The sequence below is a fragment of the Pseudoalteromonas sp. BSi20652 genome, assembly GCF_000239855.1.
In the GTDB taxonomy this organism is placed as follows: domain Bacteria; phylum Pseudomonadota; class Gammaproteobacteria; order Enterobacterales; family Alteromonadaceae; genus Pseudoalteromonas.
Genome location: NZ_BADT01000077.1, coordinates 1 through 17,447 on the forward strand (window position 1 = coordinate 1; position 17,447 = coordinate 17,447).

The 17,447-nt window shown below is 39.3% G+C and carries 17 protein-coding genes, 2 tRNA genes and 2 pseudogenes; 18 read left to right on the top strand and 3 right to left on the bottom strand.

The window, feature by feature from the left end; all coding sequences use genetic code 11:
• Nucleotides 1–189 precede the first annotated feature (189 nt).
• The 5 genes and pseudogenes from P20652_RS17810 to P20652_RS17815 all read left to right on the top strand — a co-directional run.
• Nucleotides 190–396, top strand: a complete 207-nt coding sequence (locus P20652_RS17810) for an AlpA family transcriptional regulator (RefSeq protein WP_050548198.1) — start codon at nucleotides 190–192, stop codon at nucleotides 394–396.
• A gap of 2 nt (nucleotides 397–398) precedes the next feature.
• The gene (locus P20652_RS12005; protein ID WP_008167536.1) at nucleotides 399–659 is read left to right on the top strand and encodes a hypothetical protein; all 261 of its coding nucleotides are present in this window, start codon (nucleotides 399–401) and stop codon (nucleotides 657–659) included.
• A complete protein-coding gene (locus P20652_RS12000; protein ID WP_008167538.1) occupies nucleotides 647–880 on the top strand; it encodes a hypothetical protein in 234 nt (77 codons plus the stop codon). The genes P20652_RS12005 and P20652_RS12000 overlap by 13 nt, the downstream gene beginning before the upstream one ends.
• A 91-nt stretch (nucleotides 881–971) precedes the next feature.
• Nucleotides 972–1,415: a hypothetical protein gene (locus tag P20652_RS11995; protein ID WP_008167540.1), complete on the top strand. Its 444-nt coding sequence runs from the start codon at nucleotides 972–974 to the stop codon at nucleotides 1,413–1,415.
• A 423-nt stretch (nucleotides 1,416–1,838) separates the two neighbouring features.
• Nucleotides 1,839–2,141, top strand: a pseudogene (locus P20652_RS17815) (terminase small subunit); the annotation flags it as partial.
• Nucleotides 2,142–2,536: 395 nt separating this feature from the next.
• Here the strand turns inward: P20652_RS17815 and P20652_RS19495 are convergent.
• The 3 genes from P20652_RS19495 to P20652_RS11985 all read right to left on the bottom strand — a co-directional run bounded on the left by P20652_RS19495 (nucleotide 2,537) and on the right by P20652_RS11985 (nucleotide 4,347).
• Nucleotides 2,537–3,130 carry an SH3 domain-containing protein gene (locus tag P20652_RS19495; RefSeq protein ID WP_008167544.1) on the bottom strand — a complete coding sequence of 198 codons (594 nt, stop codon included), beginning with the start codon at nucleotides 3,128–3,130 and terminating at the stop codon, nucleotides 2,537–2,539.
• Between the two features lie 406 nt (nucleotides 3,131–3,536).
• Nucleotides 3,537–3,613: transfer RNA gene (locus P20652_RS11990), tRNA-Pro, on the bottom strand.
• 110 nt (nucleotides 3,614–3,723) lie between these two features.
• Nucleotides 3,724–4,347, bottom strand: a complete 624-nt coding sequence (locus P20652_RS11985; RefSeq protein WP_008167547.1) for an arylesterase — start codon at nucleotides 4,345–4,347, stop codon at nucleotides 3,724–3,726.
• Between P20652_RS11985 and P20652_RS11980 the strand changes: the two genes are divergently transcribed.
• The 13 genes and pseudogenes from P20652_RS11980 (at nucleotide 4,348) to nadA (ending at nucleotide 17,216) form a co-directional block, all read left to right on the top strand.
• Nucleotides 4,348–5,061, top strand: coding sequence for an ABC transporter ATP-binding protein (locus P20652_RS11980; RefSeq protein WP_008167549.1), 714 nt, complete (start codon nucleotides 4,348–4,350; stop codon nucleotides 5,059–5,061).
• Nucleotides 5,051–7,551 (top strand): annotated as a pseudogene (locus P20652_RS17825) (ABC transporter permease). The gene P20652_RS11980 and the pseudogene P20652_RS17825 overlap by 11 nt, the downstream one beginning before the upstream one ends.
• 140 nt (nucleotides 7,552–7,691) lie before the next feature.
• Complete coding sequence (gene ruvC / locus P20652_RS11975) at nucleotides 7,692–8,216, top strand: crossover junction endodeoxyribonuclease RuvC (protein WP_002960649.1); 525 nt, start codon at nucleotides 7,692–7,694, stop codon at nucleotides 8,214–8,216.
• Between the two features lie 2 nt (nucleotides 8,217–8,218).
• Entirely contained in the window at nucleotides 8,219–8,836 is a 618-nt protein-coding gene (gene ruvA / locus P20652_RS11970) for a Holliday junction branch migration protein RuvA (RefSeq protein WP_008167557.1), read from the top strand.
• 7 nt (nucleotides 8,837–8,843) lie between these two features.
• Complete coding sequence (gene ruvB / locus P20652_RS11965) at nucleotides 8,844–9,851, top strand: Holliday junction branch migration DNA helicase RuvB (protein ID WP_008167558.1); 1,008 nt, start codon at nucleotides 8,844–8,846, stop codon at nucleotides 9,849–9,851.
• Nucleotides 9,852–11,029: 1,178 nt separating this feature from the next.
• A complete protein-coding gene (tolQ, locus tag P20652_RS11960; RefSeq protein WP_008167562.1) occupies nucleotides 11,030–11,734 on the top strand; it encodes a protein TolQ in 705 nt (234 codons plus the stop codon).
• Nucleotides 11,721–12,149, top strand: a complete 429-nt coding sequence (tolR, locus tag P20652_RS11955; RefSeq protein ID WP_008167563.1) for a protein TolR — start codon at nucleotides 11,721–11,723, stop codon at nucleotides 12,147–12,149. The genes tolQ and tolR overlap by 14 nt, the downstream gene beginning before the upstream one ends.
• A gap of 4 nt (nucleotides 12,150–12,153) precedes the next feature.
• Nucleotides 12,154–13,080, top strand: a complete 927-nt coding sequence (gene tolA, locus P20652_RS11950) for a cell envelope integrity protein TolA (protein WP_008167565.1) — start codon at nucleotides 12,154–12,156, stop codon at nucleotides 13,078–13,080.
• A 9-nt stretch (nucleotides 13,081–13,089) separates the two neighbouring features.
• Nucleotides 13,090–14,448: a Tol-Pal system beta propeller repeat protein TolB gene (tolB, locus tag P20652_RS11945; protein ID WP_008167567.1), complete on the top strand. Its 1,359-nt coding sequence runs from the start codon at nucleotides 13,090–13,092 to the stop codon at nucleotides 14,446–14,448.
• A 34-nt stretch (nucleotides 14,449–14,482) separates the two neighbouring features.
• Complete coding sequence (gene pal, locus P20652_RS11940; RefSeq protein WP_008167569.1) at nucleotides 14,483–15,025, top strand: peptidoglycan-associated lipoprotein Pal; 543 nt, start codon at nucleotides 14,483–14,485, stop codon at nucleotides 15,023–15,025.
• Nucleotides 15,026–15,038: 13 nt separating this feature from the next.
• The gene (gene ybgF / locus P20652_RS11935) at nucleotides 15,039–15,782 is read left to right on the top strand and encodes a tol-pal system protein YbgF (RefSeq protein WP_033017307.1); all 744 of its coding nucleotides are present in this window, start codon (nucleotides 15,039–15,041) and stop codon (nucleotides 15,780–15,782) included.
• A 176-nt stretch (nucleotides 15,783–15,958) separates the two neighbouring features.
• Nucleotides 15,959–16,034 (top strand) — tRNA-Lys (locus P20652_RS17835).
• A gap of 141 nt (nucleotides 16,035–16,175) precedes the next feature.
• Nucleotides 16,176–17,216, top strand: coding sequence for a quinolinate synthase NadA (gene nadA, locus P20652_RS11930; protein ID WP_008167572.1), 1,041 nt, complete (start codon nucleotides 16,176–16,178; stop codon nucleotides 17,214–17,216).
• The last annotated feature ends 231 nt before the right edge of the window (nucleotides 17,217–17,447 follow it).

Here is a 17,447-nt window from a genome sequence, read left to right on the forward strand (position 1 = left end):
CTCGAATAAAGTTGAGCAAGTAGCGCACAATACATTCGCATGTTGGATGGAGGAGTATAAAAAAACAGGAGATTTATTCAGTAAAAATTAGCTAAAAGTTAAAGTAACTAAATGGGTTAATTTTCACAAATGGCATTAGCTCAGTTAAGCGCTTAAAGTTGCTTTAAGTTACTTACGAGGCAATTTTCAATGAATAATATAACGATAAACCAAAAGCCGCTTGGCGAGTATTTACGCTTAAAAGAGGCGGCTCAATATTTAGGCATTAGTCGAGTCACATTACATAGACTTACTGAGAACGATCAAACTTTCCCACCTAAAATACATATAACCAGCCGATGCTGTGTGTTTAAGCGTAAAAGCTTGGATAGTTGGCTAACAAGTAAGGAGTCTTAATCATGGATAACTTACACAAGCCACTAACAGAAGTTTTTAAAACCACAGCACTGGAGGTAATACCAGTGCAAAATTCTAACGCTTACAAATTGCTTAAAGCTTTAGCAGACGGCAAGCCACATCAAAGAAATAATTTAGCATTAAGCACTGACTTAGGCGAAACAATGCGTTCAGCATTGCAACAGCTAAGAAGTAAAAGCTATGGTTATTGGTTAATTCACTCAGTCAAAATAGAAGGAACAAAAAAACATTGCTGCAATTAGACCCAAGGCATTTAAGCGGTGATATTGATAAGGATAGAGCAGCAAGGCGTGAAAGACGAAAAGAATTAGGTACAGAGTCTCATAAACAGGCCGTTCAAGGGCGCAAGCGTGAACCAAAAGCTTTTAAAGAAATGACAGATGCAAAAAAAGAGTATTTTCTATCTTTAGGAGTTGCCGCTAATGATTCTGTTTATGAAAAAGAAAAGCCGACTAAAAGTTGATTTAATCGGCTTAAATACATTTTGATATATAACATTAAGCTGGTGGCCAAGTTTGCAGGCTTACCACCAGCTAAGGAACATTAGCATAAAAATGGCTAAGAAAAAAATAAACTCTTACCAAGTAAATTATTATTCACAAAACCACGGTGGAGTAGCTGTAATGCCAGTAGCAGTTATTCTTAATCCTAGGTTTTGCATTTTAGATTACGGGGCAAAAACGATACTAATGTATATTGCAGCCCAATATAATGGACACAATAATGGTGATTTGTGTGCAACGCTATCCATTTTAAAGAAATATGGTTTTAAGAGCCAAGATACACTAACGCGTTCTATTAAAGCGTTGATAAAAAATGGCTTAATAGAATTAACTCGCGCAGGTGGGAAAGACTGGAGTACAGGCGGTAACTTACCAAGCTTATACGCGCTTACTTGGCAGCCTATTGATGAGTGTAAAGGCAAGCTTGACGTTAATCCAACGACTAAACCAGCGGTAGATTTTTTGAGCGAGTTTAGACGCCCCAGTAATGAATAATTGCCTACACCGACTAACGGATTATGGTTTGTTATTCATCGGACTGTGGTATGGGGTTATGGAGCTTTCTAACGTTAACCACAATACGATAATCGGACAGCTATATAAGAGGGAAAAACTAAGCCATAGTCCTATCATCGGACAGCTTATATTATTACCATGTACATACTGGAATATTAGAACTAAACAAGAACTGGCAACTAGGTACGGTTAGCCACTGAATACTTGAATTGCTAATAACGGCACGTGCTTTTAGATACTTTCGGATAACAGGCAGGGGTAAGGCTATTTAGTGGCTACTAAAAAAGGAATGAATACCCATTATTGAAAATGCTACTTGTTACAATTGTTTTAATAAAATCATTTACGCAAGGCAGAATTATGACTAGTAAGCTAACAATTAAATAAGATGCTTTTGTTAAGGCTTACTTGCTCAATGGTGGCAATGCGACACAAGCAGCCATTAAAGCGGGTTATAGTGAAAAAACCTCACAAGCTATAGGCGCTGAAAACCTTACAAAACCTGTTATCCAAAACGCGATTAAAGTCCACCAGCAAGAACAACACAGTCAATTTATATGGGAGAAAGCTAAGAAGCTAGAAGCCCTACAGAGCATCATAAATATGGGTGTGACTGAGAATAAAGACAAAGGGATGCTAAATGCTACTGTAGCAATAGCGCGATTAAAGCCCACAACGAAATGCAAGGCGATAACGCACCCATAGAGTCTACTAACACGATTAAAGTATCAAGCACACTAGCAGGGCGCTTAACGGCAGGATTTAAGCGGTAGTATTGTCAAAACTTGATATTGTTAGCAAAAGTTAATATTCAAAACCTAAATAATCCTAGTAAAACCCACCATACAGAAAGATAAACGAGAGTAACAATCATGGCAGTAGGTAAATAAACAGGAGGGCGTAAGGCGGGAACACCCATCAAGCTAACGTTTGAAACAAGGCAGGTCATTAGTTAATGAACTATCTGCAGAGCTTGAGAGCTTATTATAGTTATTTAGCCAGCTAACACCAGAAGCTCGTATTGATGCAATATGTAAGCTGACTAAGTACGCACTCCCAACAATGAAGCTATTTCCCCCAAAGACATTGAAATGTATTTATCAACGCTTCGTTGAACATACGTAATTAATTAAATCGTATTTACTAGAGCCTTGCCTACTGTAAGCCCAATTCGTTGGTGTGTCATCAAAGTAAATATTTTCAATATGCCTTTCTGTGTAACCGAGAACTCTGTACTGTTTTGTATTGCAATTGAACTCTGTCTTTGTATAACCAGTTGAAGCAGAGCTTGTGCGCTCATGTAGGGTAATAAAGTTACCGTTCACTACTTCAGTATATAATAAAAAGTAGCCAGCTTTTTCGTTACTACTACGAGGTATTTGCTCTTTTATTGCGTTTAGCTCATATTTGTTTTTCTTATTATCAGGCCTAGTCTTTACTAAATAACTGGCTGATATCCATTTCATAGACACCTTACCTTCATTATAAAAACTTATTTTTGCCCAGTCACCTTGATACTCCAACACATCAACTCCTTGACGAAATATCTTTTTACCAACCACTTTAGAGTTGGAGTTAGGAAGCTCTCTTACATTTAATGAATCTACATTAACAAAGTTGATCCCTAAATCTAATTGCTGAGATATGGCGGCATGAGAGGTAAGTAATATTAGTAATGCAACAACCCTTTTCATAATAGTCCTTTAAAATGTTATTAATTGATGTTGGTAAGCAAAAGTGAAGATACAATAATTTTAATCACTAATAAAGTACTGCTTTTAACGCATGGTTTAAGCTTATTGGTAGTAAAAGCATGTCAGAGCTTTAATATAAAATTGATGGATTTAAGCGTCAACACTCCGCTATTTAAAACCTAGTCGAAGCTCGCTTGTGTTAAAACCTGTTAAGTTAAAATTGAATAACCATAATTTATAGTTGGCAAGCTGACAACTGGGAGTTGCTAAGCTTTTCAGACTTGGTTGGAGAAAGTGAAAAGTCTCTATAGTGGCTAGTTATTGGCTAGTTTGAGTATTTAATAAATCTAAGAAAGTGGAATAAATTGAAGCAACACACTCAAGCCATTGATATGTAGGTGGTTATTGGTCGGTATGGAGAGATTCGAACTCTCGACCCCTGCCACCCCATGACAGTGCGCTACCAAGCTGCGCCACATACCGATTTGTATGCAATAGTACGTGTATTTTTTAAAAAATCAATAAGCGATTGTTTGTTTGAGTGTTTATTACGCAAGAGGCCTAAAAAGGCACTCTTGCGGTCTATTAATTGGCTAGTCTTTATTTAACCACTTTTTGATCGAGTCATACATCTCATCTCGTATTAATGGTTGGGCTTTTTTGTTAGGGTGTAGATTATCGTTCTGCATTAAGTCAGATTTTCCAGCAATATCTAACATAAAAAAGTTCATTAAATGCGTATTTGTCTCTTCGCTAATGTGTTTAAAAGTGTCGGTAAACATTTTACTGTAACGAGGGCCGTAATTAGGGGGAATGTAAATCTCCATTAAGGCGGTCATCGCATTAGCTGCTTGGCTTTTTTGAATAAGAGACGTTAAGTTAGTTTGCATTTTTTTTACTGGAAAACCACGTAAACCGTCATTAGCACCTAGCTCAATAAGTACATGGGTAGGTTCGTATTGCTCAAGCAATGCATCTAAACGTCGTAGGGCTCCACCAGATGTTTCGCCACTAATACTGGCGTTGATAAGTTCAATGTCGGCTTGTTCGTCATCGTATTTATCTTGTAACAATTTTACCCAGCCTTGTTCTTGTTGAAGTCCGTAGGCTGCGCTTAAACTGTCACCGAGTATTAAAATCGTGTTCTCAGCTGCTGCGCTCAGCGGTTTGATAACTAAAAATAAAATGAATACTAAACGAAGGATTGAATGAGTCATATGTCAGCGCTTTCTCAATTAAATATAATTCAGGTTAATGGTTTGTCTAAAGTAGTCTCTACCTTTGAAGGTGAGCTGCCCATCCTCAGCGACATCAGCTTTAATGTCAAGCATGGCGAGTCTGTTGCTATTGTCGGCACGTCGGGCTCGGGTAAATCAACGTTACTCAGTTTATTAGCTGGACTGGATACCGCCAGCAGCGGTGAGGTGTTTTTAGATGGCGAGCCATTACACAATTTAGATGAAGAAGAGCGTGCTGCACTGCGCGCGGCTAAAATTGGATTTGTGTTTCAATCGTTTATGTTAGTGCAAAGCTTAACCGCGCTTGAAAACGTTATGTTGCCAGCCGAGCTTGCGGGTAAAAGCGATGCGAAAGAACAAGCAATTGCATTACTTGAAAAAGTAGGTTTGAGCCATCGTATTGATCATTACCCATCGCAGCTCTCTGGTGGTGAGCAGCAACGTGTTGCTATTGCGCGAGCATTTATTGGTACGCCAAAAATACTATTTGCTGATGAGCCTTCGGCTAACTTAGACAGCAAAAATGGTAAAATGATTGAGTCGCTCTTATTTGATTTAAAAACTCAACACGGTACTACGCTTATTTTGGTTACTCACGATGAAGGGCTTGCACAAAAATGTGAGCATATTATTCAAATAGAAGCGGGTTTACTGGTAAAAAGCCAAGTAGAGGACGTTGCTAATGTGGGTTAAGTTAGCGCTTAAATTATTTTCGCGAGAATTTCGCCGTGGTGAGCTCACAGTTATAAGTGCGGCTATCGCCCTTGCTGTGTTAACCGTGCTTACACTGTCGATGGTTACTGAGCGAATAGGGCAAAGTATTGCGCAAAAAAGCAGTGCTTTTATCGCAGCAGACCGTGTACTTGCCAGCGACCATGTTATCGACGCTGCTTTTATTGTTCAGGCACAAAGCCAAAATTTAAAAACGGCGCAAATGGTGTACTTCGATACTATGCTGTTTGCCGATGATGAAATGCAGTTTAGCTCAGTAAAAGCAGCATCTAATGCGTACCCGCTAAAAGGGCAGTTAAAAGTTAAAGATACCCTAACAGGTGAAACTAAAGTTGCTAATAATGGGCCAGCCCCAGGTAATGTGTGGCTAAGTGAGTCGGTATTTTATAGTTTAAACATTGATATAGGCGCGCAAGTAGAGCTTGGTGCTGCATTGTTTAATGTTTCAAAAGTTATTGTAGAAGAGCCAGATGCGCCATTTAATGTATTTTCGAGCAGCCGTCGTGTGCTTATCAATATTTACGATGTGGAAAAAACCGAAGTTGTGCAGCCGGGTAGTCGTGTTTATTACCGCCAACTTTATGCAGGTAGTGAAGCCGACATAAATAGCTTTTACGAGTGGCTTAAACCACAAATGAAAGAAAACCAACAATGGTATGGTGTTAAAGACCGCCAATCACCCATTTCAAATAGTTTAAACCGCGCCGAGAGCTTTTTATTACTTGCGGGTTTGTTGGGCATTATTTTAGCTGCAGTGGCTATAGCCGTTTCAGCAAAACGTTATTGTGAACGCCAATACGACCCAGTTGCGATGATGAAAACCCTAGGCGGTAGCCGTTCAATGATCCGTAAAATATACATGCTTCATTTATTGCTTGTATGCGCAATGGCGGTAAGTATTGGATTGTTAATTGGTTATGGCTTGCAAGAAATAGCAACAAGCTACTTATCAAAAAGTATGGGCACAGAGCTACCTTTAGGTGGCTTTAAACCTTGGCTAGTGGCTATAAGTACTGGCGTAATTTGTGCCGTTATGTTTTCTATTAAACCGTTATTCGATTTATTTGATATTCCACCGCTTAGAGTGCTGCGTCGTAACTTAGGTGATAAGTTGGCTGTAAGTCGTGTGCACTTAGGCATGAGTGCACTAACCGTGTTTTTATTAATGTGGTTATTTAGTAACAACATAAAAATAACGCTTATCTTATTTATAACCACACTTACCTTAATTGGAGTGTTGTTTTTATATCGAAGCTTATTTTTGGTGGTGGCCGAAAACTGGGTTTAAAACCAGGTAATAGTTGGTCATTGGCTATTGCGTCTATTCAAAAGCGCGCGAATGTAAATGCAGTTCAACTTATTAGTTTTTCGTTGGCCATTAAATTACTGCTGTTTTTAGTTGTGCTTAAAAACGACATGATAGCTGATTGGCAATCGCAACTTCCAGCTGATGCGCCTAATGCATTTTTAGTTAATATTACACAAAACGAGCTTGAACCAATTAATGAGTATTTAGCCCAAAAAGGTATTCAGGTATCAGAGTTTTATCCAACTATTCGTGGCCGTGTAAATGCAGTGAACGGCGAGTTGGTTGCGCGCTCGGTATCACTTCAAGACAATGAGAAAAAAGACGAAGAGGCACGTGCAGGTATTGGTCGTGAGCTAAATCTTACGTGGCTTAAAGATGTGCCTGACCAAAATGAAGTTACACAAGGCACGTGGTTTGGTGAAAATGCGATAGCTGAAGCCTCTGTAGAGGAGTCGATGCTTCAGCGTTTGGATGTCGAAATAGGCGATACGCTTACATTTTTAATTGGTTCGCAGTCGTTCGACGCTAAAATTACCAGTGTTCGCAAAGTTAATTGGGCCACGCTTAAGCCTAACTTTTTTATTATTTTAAGCCCAGATGTACTTGCTGACTTTCCGGCAACGTATATTTCGTCGGTTAGAATAGAGCCGGAGCAAAAGCGCGACTTTAGCCAGTTATTGCGTACTTACCCTACAATTACAGCGATTGATGTAGACAACTTTGTTAAGCAAATACAAACCACAATATCGCAAGTATCGCTCGCTATTGGTTTTGTACTCGCCATTGTTGTTTTATGTGGTGCGCTTGTACTTATATCGCAAGTTCAAGCTAGTTTAGGTGAGCGAATGCAAGAAATTGTAATACTGCGTACGCTTGGTGCTAAAAGCCGACTAATTAAAAATGCGACCCTGTACGAGTTTTTACTACTAGGTGGTTTAGCTGGGTTAGTTGCCGCATTTTTTAGTGATATAGCGCTTTTAATTGTGCAGCAACAAATGTTTGATTTAGCTGGTAAGTTACATCCGCATATATGGATTATTGGGCCGCTAGCAGGCGGTGTATTTGTAGCTGGCTTAGGCTATTTAATGATAGCCCGAACACTTAAACAAAATACCCAAGGATTAGTGCGTGCCCTAGGGTAGCTTAGGCTAACTTAATACGTATTGATTAAGTAGTAAATGCCCACCTAATACGTGGGCATTTTGTTTTCTTTGTACTGGTAATTTATACAGTGCTCTGGCATTATTAGCGTAATTTAAAAATAATAACAATGGAGTGCTGTTTGGCCATCATTTTAGGGATCGATCCTGGTTCACGTTTGACCGGATATGGCGTTGTTGCCCATCAAGGTTCTAAATTTACATACTTAGGAAGTGGCTGTATTAAGTTAGCCGATCATCCTTTTCCGGTTAGGCTTAAAATGATCTACCAAGGCATTACACAGCTTATTGAGCAGTTTTCACCAGAAACCTTTGCCATTGAAAAAGTATTTATGGCGCATAACCCCGATTCAGCTTTAAAACTAGGCCAAGCTAGAGGCGCAGCGATTGTTGGCGCTGCAATGGCTGACTTACCCGTATTTGAATACTCAGCTAGGCAAATTAAGCAAGCAGTAGTAGGCAACGGTGGCGCAGATAAAACACAAGTGCAACACATGGTAAAAAATATTTTAAAATTACCCGGTACGCCACAGGCCGATGCAGCTGATGCACTCGCTATTGCGATTTGCCACGCACACTCTGAACAAAATTTAATTAAACTAGCGGGCAGCGCAAGCAAAACCGTTAGAGGACGTTTAAGGAAATAACTATGATAGGCCGCTTAAATGGTATTTTAATCGAAAAACAGCCACCAGAAATATTACTCGAAGTAAGTGGTGTAGGTTACGAAGTACAAATGCCAATGACCTGTTTTTACGATTTACCAAAAATTGGTGAAAACGCGATTGTTTACACCCACTTTGTAGTACGTGAAGATGCTCAATTATTATTTGGTTTTAATAATAAAGTTGAACGCGCCTTGTTTAGAGAGCTATTAAAAGCAAATGGCGTAGGGCCAAAACTTGGCTTAGCTATTTTATCGGGCATGTCGGCAAAGCAATTTGTTAGCTGTGTAAATAACGAAGACTCAACATCGCTTGTTAAATTACCGGGTGTAGGCAAAAAAACAGCTGAGCGTTTAGTACTCGAAATGAAAGACCGATTAAAAGATTGGGGTAATGATTTATTTACGCCATTTAGCGACAACGCAGTGATAGAGCCAATGAGCGATGCGACGATTGCTAACAATGCAGCGGATGATGCCGTATCGGCATTGCTTGCGTTAGGTTATAAATTGCCACAAGCTCAAAAAGCAGTAAAATCGATAAGCAAACCCGATATGTCTACTGAGGTTCTTATTAGAGAATCTTTAAAATCTATGTTGTGAGTAACCCATGATTGAAGCGGATCGCTTAATTGATGCGACTGAAAAAACAAATGAAGACTCTATAGATCGTGCAATAAGGCCTAAACTTTTAGCCGACTACAGAGGGCAGCCTCATGTTAAGCAGCAAATGGAAATTTTTATTGAAGCTGCCCGAACCCGTGGTGAAGCGCTCGATCATTTATTAATATTTGGCCCACCTGGGCTTGGTAAAACCACGCTTGCAAATATTGTCGCCAACGAATTACACGTAAGTATTAAAACAACATCAGGCCCTGTACTTGAAAAAGCAGGCGATTTAGCTGCACTACTTACTAATTTAGAAGAAGGCGATGTACTGTTTATTGATGAGATACATAGGCTAAGCCCGCAAGTTGAAGAAATACTTTATCCCGCAATGGAAGACTACCAGCTTGATATAATGATTGGTGAAGGCCCAGCTGCGCGCTCTATTAAATTAGACTTGCCCGCATTTACACTTATTGGTGCAACCACGCGGGCTGGCTCGCTTACATCGCCACTGCGTGACCGTTTTGGTATTGTGCAGCGATTAGAGTTTTATTCAGTTGAAGATTTATCGCACATAGTAGGGCGATCAGCACATTATCTTGGTTTAGAAATGTGTGACGATGGTGCTACCGAAATTGCACAGCGCTCGCGTGGCACACCGCGTATAGCTAACCGCTTATTGCGTCGTGTACGCGATTACACACAGGTAAAATCTGACGGTACAGTAAACGCCGAAGTAGCTAAGCAAGCGCTTGATATGATTGATGTAGATAAAAGCGGTTTTGATTATATGGATCGCAAATATTTACTCGCCATAATTGAAAAATTTATGGGCGGTCCTGTAGGACTAGACAATGTAGCTGCAGCTATTGGTGAAGAACGCGAAACAATAGAAGATGTAATAGAGCCGTTTTTAATTCAGCAAGGGTTTATTCAGCGCACACCACGAGGTCGCATAGTGTCTGACAGTGCGTACCATCACTTTGGTTTACTTCCTAAAAAAGAGTAGGGCCTGTTGACCCTTCAGGATTAAAATTTGTTTTATCTAGGGGCGATTAAATCGTGGCGCGAGGTTTGTAATCTAGTGGGCTCGGTAATTGCTCCTGCGTTACTTTCTTGGCTTACACCAGTGTAAGAATAAGTAAAAACACAGCAAAGCACCTGCGTCCTGCTCACGACCCTTACCTACATATATGCTAGGCAACAAAGAGTAAATTGCCTCTAGCCTCATATACCTTACTTGCTGTGATTTATTGCGCAGCAGGTAATTGACTTAGTATCCCGTTCTTTTAAATTATTTTACCTAAAACCTCAACACACAGTTGCACATGTTACTTCAAAATACTAATACGCTTTATAGTTAACTGTTAATTCACAGAGCGTTAAGACTCGCATAGCTATTGTGCGTATCATTCAAGCGAGTAGGTGAACTATTTATTGAAAATTAGATAGGGTAACTATTAGCTTATAAATAAAGTAGCTAGCACACTAAATTGCAGGCAAAAAAAAGCCCGCAAAAAATGCGGGCAAACAACAAGTTTAAGGAAGTAATCTGGGGAACTAAGTTTTACACAATCAGGTTTTATCCAAAAAGAGCAAAACAACGTAATACGATAAAAATCCTATTACTAAGAACTTGGCTTAATGAAGCTATCTCATTCAGTGCGCTAGTTCTGTATAGATTAATAATACGTAATATCGGCTATATGTTCAAACTAGAAAATTTGTTTTTTCAGATTAGAAAATATAATCCGATGAATTTAATTGTTGCAGCGATGTAGTTCGTTAATTAATCACTTAATTTTTAAGCGCATGAAAATTAATGATTATGTTGGTCGTTTGGTTGCTGGCCAACATTAGTTTTACTATTACGTGCAAGTGGGATTAAACTATTTTTGAGTGTTTATGCGTGAATTTTGAATAAATACTACGTTTTATGATGTTTATCTATATATTTAAGCATTTTCTTGGTTGTACTGCGATCTGTAAATAAAACTTAGATTGGCTCTGATATGGTAAATGATAAATAAAGACGATTTTTAACGTTTTTTGTTGCCTATTCATAGCAATATCGTTGTTAGTTTGAAATGGACTAGATACACTATATGCAACTTTTGGCCATTTAAACGGTCATATTTACACAAATTAACCAATTTGCCGTATTTTGAAATTACTTAGGAGTTTAACGTGGGATCAGGGCTTAATTTTTTAGATCTAATTTTAGAAGCCAGTTTGCTTGTTCAGCTAGTTATGTTAGGTCTAGTTGTTATGTCTGTAATGTCGTGGGCAATTATATTTCAGCGTAAAAAAGCAATATCAGATGCTTTAAAAAATGCTAAAAAGTTTGAACAAAAATTTTGGTCTGGTATTGATTTAAGCAAACTTTATAACGAGATATCATCACGCAGTGGTCAGTCACAAGGTATTGAAGCACTGTTTGTTGCTGGTTTTAAAGAATTTGCTCGTCATAAGAAAAACACGTTCCAAAGTGCAAGTATCGTAATGGAAGGTACGCATCGTTCAATGCGTGTTGCGCTTTCTCGTGAAATAGAAAAAACAGAATCTAGCTTATCCTTTTTAGCAACGGTAGGTTCTATAAGTCCTTACATAGGTTTATTTGGTACAGTGTGGGGTATTATGAATGCCTTTATTGCACTAGGTGAAGTTAAGCAAGCTACTTTGCAAATGGTAGCACCCGGTATTGCAGAGGCACTTATTGCGACTGCTATGGGTTTATTTGCTGCTATCCCTGCTGTTATTGCTTACAACCGTTTTTCAAATAGCGTTGAAAAGCTTGAGTCTCACTATATTAACTTTATGGAAGAGTTTGCTAATATTTTACACCGTCAAGCAGCTACACAAATAGAGGCACAAGCGAATGTATCAGCGTAAAAAGCGCCGTCCGGTCGCAGAAATTAATGTAGTACCTTACATTGATGTAATGTTGGTACTCCTTATTATATTTATGGCCACAGCACCGCTTATAACACACGGTGTAAAAGTTGATTTACCTAAAATGGAAGAGTCTGATTTAGTTGATACTAAAGATACTCCGCCAATTATTGCCTCAATAGATGCACAAGGTAAATATTATGTGAGCGTAGGTACTGATCCTGAAGAACCTATGGAAGCAATTGATGTAGCTGCGGTTATAAAATTACAGTTAATGAAAAATCCTGACGTGCCGGTCATGATTAAAGGCTCGGGTAAGGTGTCGTATCAAGAAGTACTATTACTAATGGATTTTTTGAAGAATGCAGGCGTACCATCAGTAGGATTAATGACTGAATCCTTTGAGGGGAAATAACTGTATGAATGGTTCAGTAGTAAAATCAATAGTACTTCATTTGGGGATTGGTGGTTTTTTGTATGCGTCTGCAAACATTCATCCGCCAGCACCTAAAGTAATGGAGGTAACGCTTAATTCGGCTATACCCACGCCAGATAAAGCAGTATCAGCTATTACTGTTGATCAAAAGCAAGTTGAGCAAAAAATAGCTGAGCTTCAAAAGAAAGAAAAAGATAAAAAAAGTGCTGAAGACAAACGTATCCGTGATTTAGAGCGCAGAGCGGCAAATGCACGTAAGCAACGCGAATCTGAATCTAGGCATATAAAAAAGCTAGAGCAAGAACGCAAAGCTAAAGAAAAAGAAACAGCAGAGGCACAAGCACAAGCTAAAAAAGCGCGTGCTATTGAGCAAAAAGAACGCGCTAAAGCAAAACAGGCTGAGAAAGAGAAGCAAGAGTCTGAAAACGCCGCTAAAGCTGCTGCTGATAAACGTAAAACCGAAGAAGATGCACTTAAAAAAGCAGAAGCTGAACGTAAAAAACGTGAAATCGAGGCGAAAGAGCGTGCAGCCGAGGCAGAACGTAAACGCCAGCAAGCAATGCAAGAGCAAATGTTACAAGAGCAACTTGCCAAAGAGCAAGCTGCCCGTAGTAAAATACGTCAACAACAAGTAGTGAGCGAAGTTGATAAGTACCGTGCATTAATTATGGCGCGTATTCAGCAAAACTTATTGATTGATGAAAAAATGAAAAACCAACAGTGCCGAGTTAATATTCGTTTAGGTTTTAATGGTTTAGTAACGCAAGTTAAATCATTAGGTGGCGATAAGTTAGTGTGTGAAGCTGCATTAAGAGCAGTGCGCATGACCGATACATTACCGGTATCTCAAGATAAAGACGTATTCGAACAACTTAAGAATATTAATTTAACAATCAAGCCAGAATTTTAAAGGAATGATATGTTCAACAAAATAAAAATAGCCTGTTTAGTTTTACTGTTTGGGTTTGTGGGTGTTGCTAATGCAGCACTTGAAATTGTAATAACTGAGGGTGTAGACGGCGCAAGGCCTATTGCTATAGTCCCTTTTAAGTACCAAGGTGTTGGCCCAATCCCTGAAAAATTAAGCAGTGTTATTGCTGCCGATTTAATGCGTAGTGGTAAATTTAAACCTGTAGATGTAGCGCAAATGCCACAACAACCGACTAAAGATGGCGAAGTTGATTATGCGTCTTGGGTTAATAAAGGTGTAGAAGCAATACTCGTTGGTGAAGTAGAGCAGCAAACAGATGGACGCTACTTGGTACGTTACGAGTTAGTTGATGTAATACGTGGCCAAATAACCGGTGGTAACACGCAGATGATGAGTAATGGCAAACTAGTTAAAAGCCAAGACCATATTTTAGAAGCACGTGAAAGTGTTATTGCTGAGAGTGGCTTTCGCCGTTACTCGCACCGAATTAGCGATGTTATTTACGAAACGCTGACGGGTGAAAAAGGCGCTTTTTTAACTAAAATTGCATACGTTATTGTTCGCGAAGAAGATGATAAGCCTTACCAGTTAGTGGTTGCCGATTATGACGGATTTAACGAGCAAGTATTACTGCGCTCAAAAGAGCCGTTAATGTCGCCAGCATGGTCGCCAGATGGCACTAAATTAGCCTATGTGACGTTTGAAAACCGTCAAAGTCAAATTTATATTCAAGATCTATACAGTGGTAAGCGTGAAGTAATAGCAAGTTATCGTGGAATTAACGGTGCACCTCAATTTTCACCAGATGGTAAAAAACTATTATTAGTGCTTTCTAAAGATAAGACCGGTGCAACAGAAGTTTACATGCTTGAATTAGCTACACGCAAAGAAACACGCTTAACAAATCACCGCAGTATAGATACTGAGCCATCTTGGTACCCTAATGGTCAAGATATAGTGTTTACTTCTGAAAGGGGTGGTAATGCTCAGATTTATAAGTTAAATTTAAAAACTGGGCGTTCACAACGTTTAACTTTTGACGGTGACATGAATCTTGCTGGTTCTATAACGCCTGATAGTAAAGAATTAGTGATGGTAAACCGTACTAACGGTCAGTACCATCTTGCTAAGAAAGAGCTGGCTACAGGTGCGTTCCAAGTATTAACGCGAACCCGCCTAGATGAATCACCGAGTATAGCGCCAAATGGCTCGATGATTATTTACAGCACGCTCCATAATAACAAACAGGTACTTGCGCTAGTATCGATGGACGGCCGCTTTAAAGCACGGTTACCTGTGCTAGACGGACAAGTAAAGGCACCAGCTTGGTCGCCATACTTACAGTAATATTACTGGTTTACTCAAAATAGGAATCTACTAAATGCAACTTAACAAAATACTTAAAGGCCTGCTAATTGCTGTGCCAGTAATGACATTAGCAGCTTGTAGCTCATCTTCAGATATTGATGAAGGTGCTGCAAACCAATCAAATCAAGGTGTTGTTGAACAAGCAACAAACACGGATACAGTTGAAGTAGCTACAATCTCTCCTGAACAACGTGCTGAAGAACAACTTCGTCAAAAATACGAAGCACTTCGTCAAGAGCAAGTTATCTACTTTGATTTTGATAAAGCGACAGTTGAAGGTAAATACGCTGATTTACTTCGTGCACATGCTGAGTTTTTAGTTCAAAACTCATCAGTTAAAGTATTAATTGAAGGCCATGCCGATGAGCGTGGTACGCCAGAGTACAATATTGCGTTAGGTGAAAACCGTGGCCAGGCCGTTGAAAAATACTTATTAAGCCTAGGTGTTTCAGCTAGCCAAATGTCAGTAGTGAGCTATGGTGAAGAGAAACCTATGGTTAAGTCTCGCACTGAATCTGCTTTCGCTAAAAACCGCCGTGCGGTACTCGTTTACTAAGATAAGAGATATTATGAAGCCGAAAATTATTTTGGCAGCAATGATATTGAGCGGGAGCACCCAATTATGGGCTGCTCCCGCTCCTGTTTCAGAAGCTGCGAGTTCACAATCAAGTATTGAGAAGCGCTTAGCATCGCTTGAGAGTATGATGCAGTCGCGTAACTATTTACAAGTGGAGTTACAACAACAACTTAATTTACTCCAAGATGAAGTTAGTCAAATTCGCGGTGTTACAGAAGAGCAGAGTTATAAGCTTGAAAAAGTACTCCAGCGGCAACGTGAGTTGTATCAAGAAATAGAGAACCGTGTAAGTCAAGCTTATACACAGCCTCCTGCAGCGCCTGTGCCTGATTACACGCAACAAAGCAATGCACAGACATATAGCAGTGACTTATCTGAAAATGAAGCTTACGAGCGTGCTGTTGCGTTAATAATGAAAGATAAACGCTATGAACAGGCTATTCCTGAATTCCAAACATTTTTAACAACATATCCGGATTCGGTATACGCATCTAATGCACATTACTGGCTTGGGCAATTGTTGACGATTAAAAATGATGGCGTAAAAGCGGTTGAGCATTTTAAAGTCGTTGTGAACGAATTTCCAAATTCTAATAAACGCCCAGACGCTATGTTAAAGTTAGGCACACTTTTACAAGAGCAAGGTTTAACTACTGAGGCAGAAAAAATACTGAACGATCTTATTAATCAGTACCCAAGTACAACTGCTGCAAAATTAGCCACTGATCGTTTGTAAAAATAATAGAATGAGCTTGATTAGACTGCTTTTTGTCATAAGCGGTCTAAAATTGGTCAACTAGGCATAAAAACTAAAAAAAGAGACAATTTCGGTTGCACTCATTTTTTAAATAAGTATTATAAGCGCCCGCAGCAAACGAATGGTTACCCCACTCGAAATGCGGCAAAAAGAGCGGGTTATTAGCTCAGTTGGTAGAGCAGTTGACTTTTAATCAATTGGTCGATGGTTCAAATCCATCATAACCCACCACTCTCTAATAATTTTCCTTATATTCTTTTTTAAATCTTCAATCTATTTTTTATAAACAGCACTGCTAGTTTGCTGTTATTTATGTTTATATTCTCGTATAATTCGCCCTAATTAATGCACTGTAGATAAGTGGTCGAGAACATGAGTCTAGCTCAAACTATTATGCCAGAAGGTTATATTTTTCCTCCTAAGCCAGCCCCGTTAACACAAGACGAGCAAGGCGACTATAAAGCGCGTATAAAACAATTACTCAAAGATAAAAATGCAGTACTTGTTGCACATTATTATACCGATCCTGAAATTCAAGCACTTGCCGAAGAAACTGGCGGTTGCGTTGCCGATTCGTTAGAAATGGCACGTTTTGGTGCTCGTCACGATGCAGATATGATTATCGTCGCGGGCGTAAAATTCATGGGCGAAACGGCTAAAATATTAACACCCAATAAAATAGTGGTTATGCCATCCCTTGAAGCAACATGTTCGCTAGATATTGGTTGTCCTGTCGATGAGTTTTCAGCGTTTTGTGATCAACACCCTGATCGTAAGGTGGTTGTATATGCAAACACCTCTGCCGCTGTTAAAGCGCGTGCAGATTGGATTGTAACCTCATCGTGTGCACTTGAAATAGTAGAGCACCTCGATGAGCAAGGTGAAAAAATCATTTGGGGACCAGATAAACACTTAGGCAGCTATATTCAAAAGAATACCGGTGCAGATATGCTTATGTGGAATGGAGCATGTATTGTACATGACGAGTTTAAAACCAAAGCATTAAAAGATTTTAAAGCACTGCATCCAGATGCCGGCGTATTAGTTCATCCGGAGTCGCCAGCAGAAATTGTTGCACTTGCCGATGCTGTAGGCTCAACAAGTCAGCTAATTAAAGCCGCGCAAACAATGGCAAATAATAAGTTTATAGTAGCAACTGATCGCGGTATCTTTTATAAAATGCAGCAGCTATGCCCAGATAAGGAGTTTTTTGCCGCTCCAACAGCAGGGGAGGGCGCTTCATGTAAAAGTTGTGCTAACTGTCCTTGGATGGCAATGAATGGCTTAAAAGCGATTGAGGAAGCTCTTATAAGCCCTAAAGGTAAAGAGGTATTTGTTGATATGGATTTACGTGAAGGTGCACTTAAATCACTTAACCGCATGTTGGATTTTACAGCAAATATGGTTAAGTAATTTTTAAAATATAAATTTAAAAACGGTTAAGTCTCAGATTTGGCCGTTTTTTGTGCTTACATACAAAGGGTTGTTTAATAAGTAAGCATTTGAAGGTTCATATTTAAAAATGCCTTGCACCTTAAGGGTCTATTTCATACTATAGCGCGCTGTTGCATTACACAATTGCAGCATAGTGGAGGGATGGCTGAGTGGCTGAAGGCGCACGCCTGGAAAGTGTGTTTAGGTTTA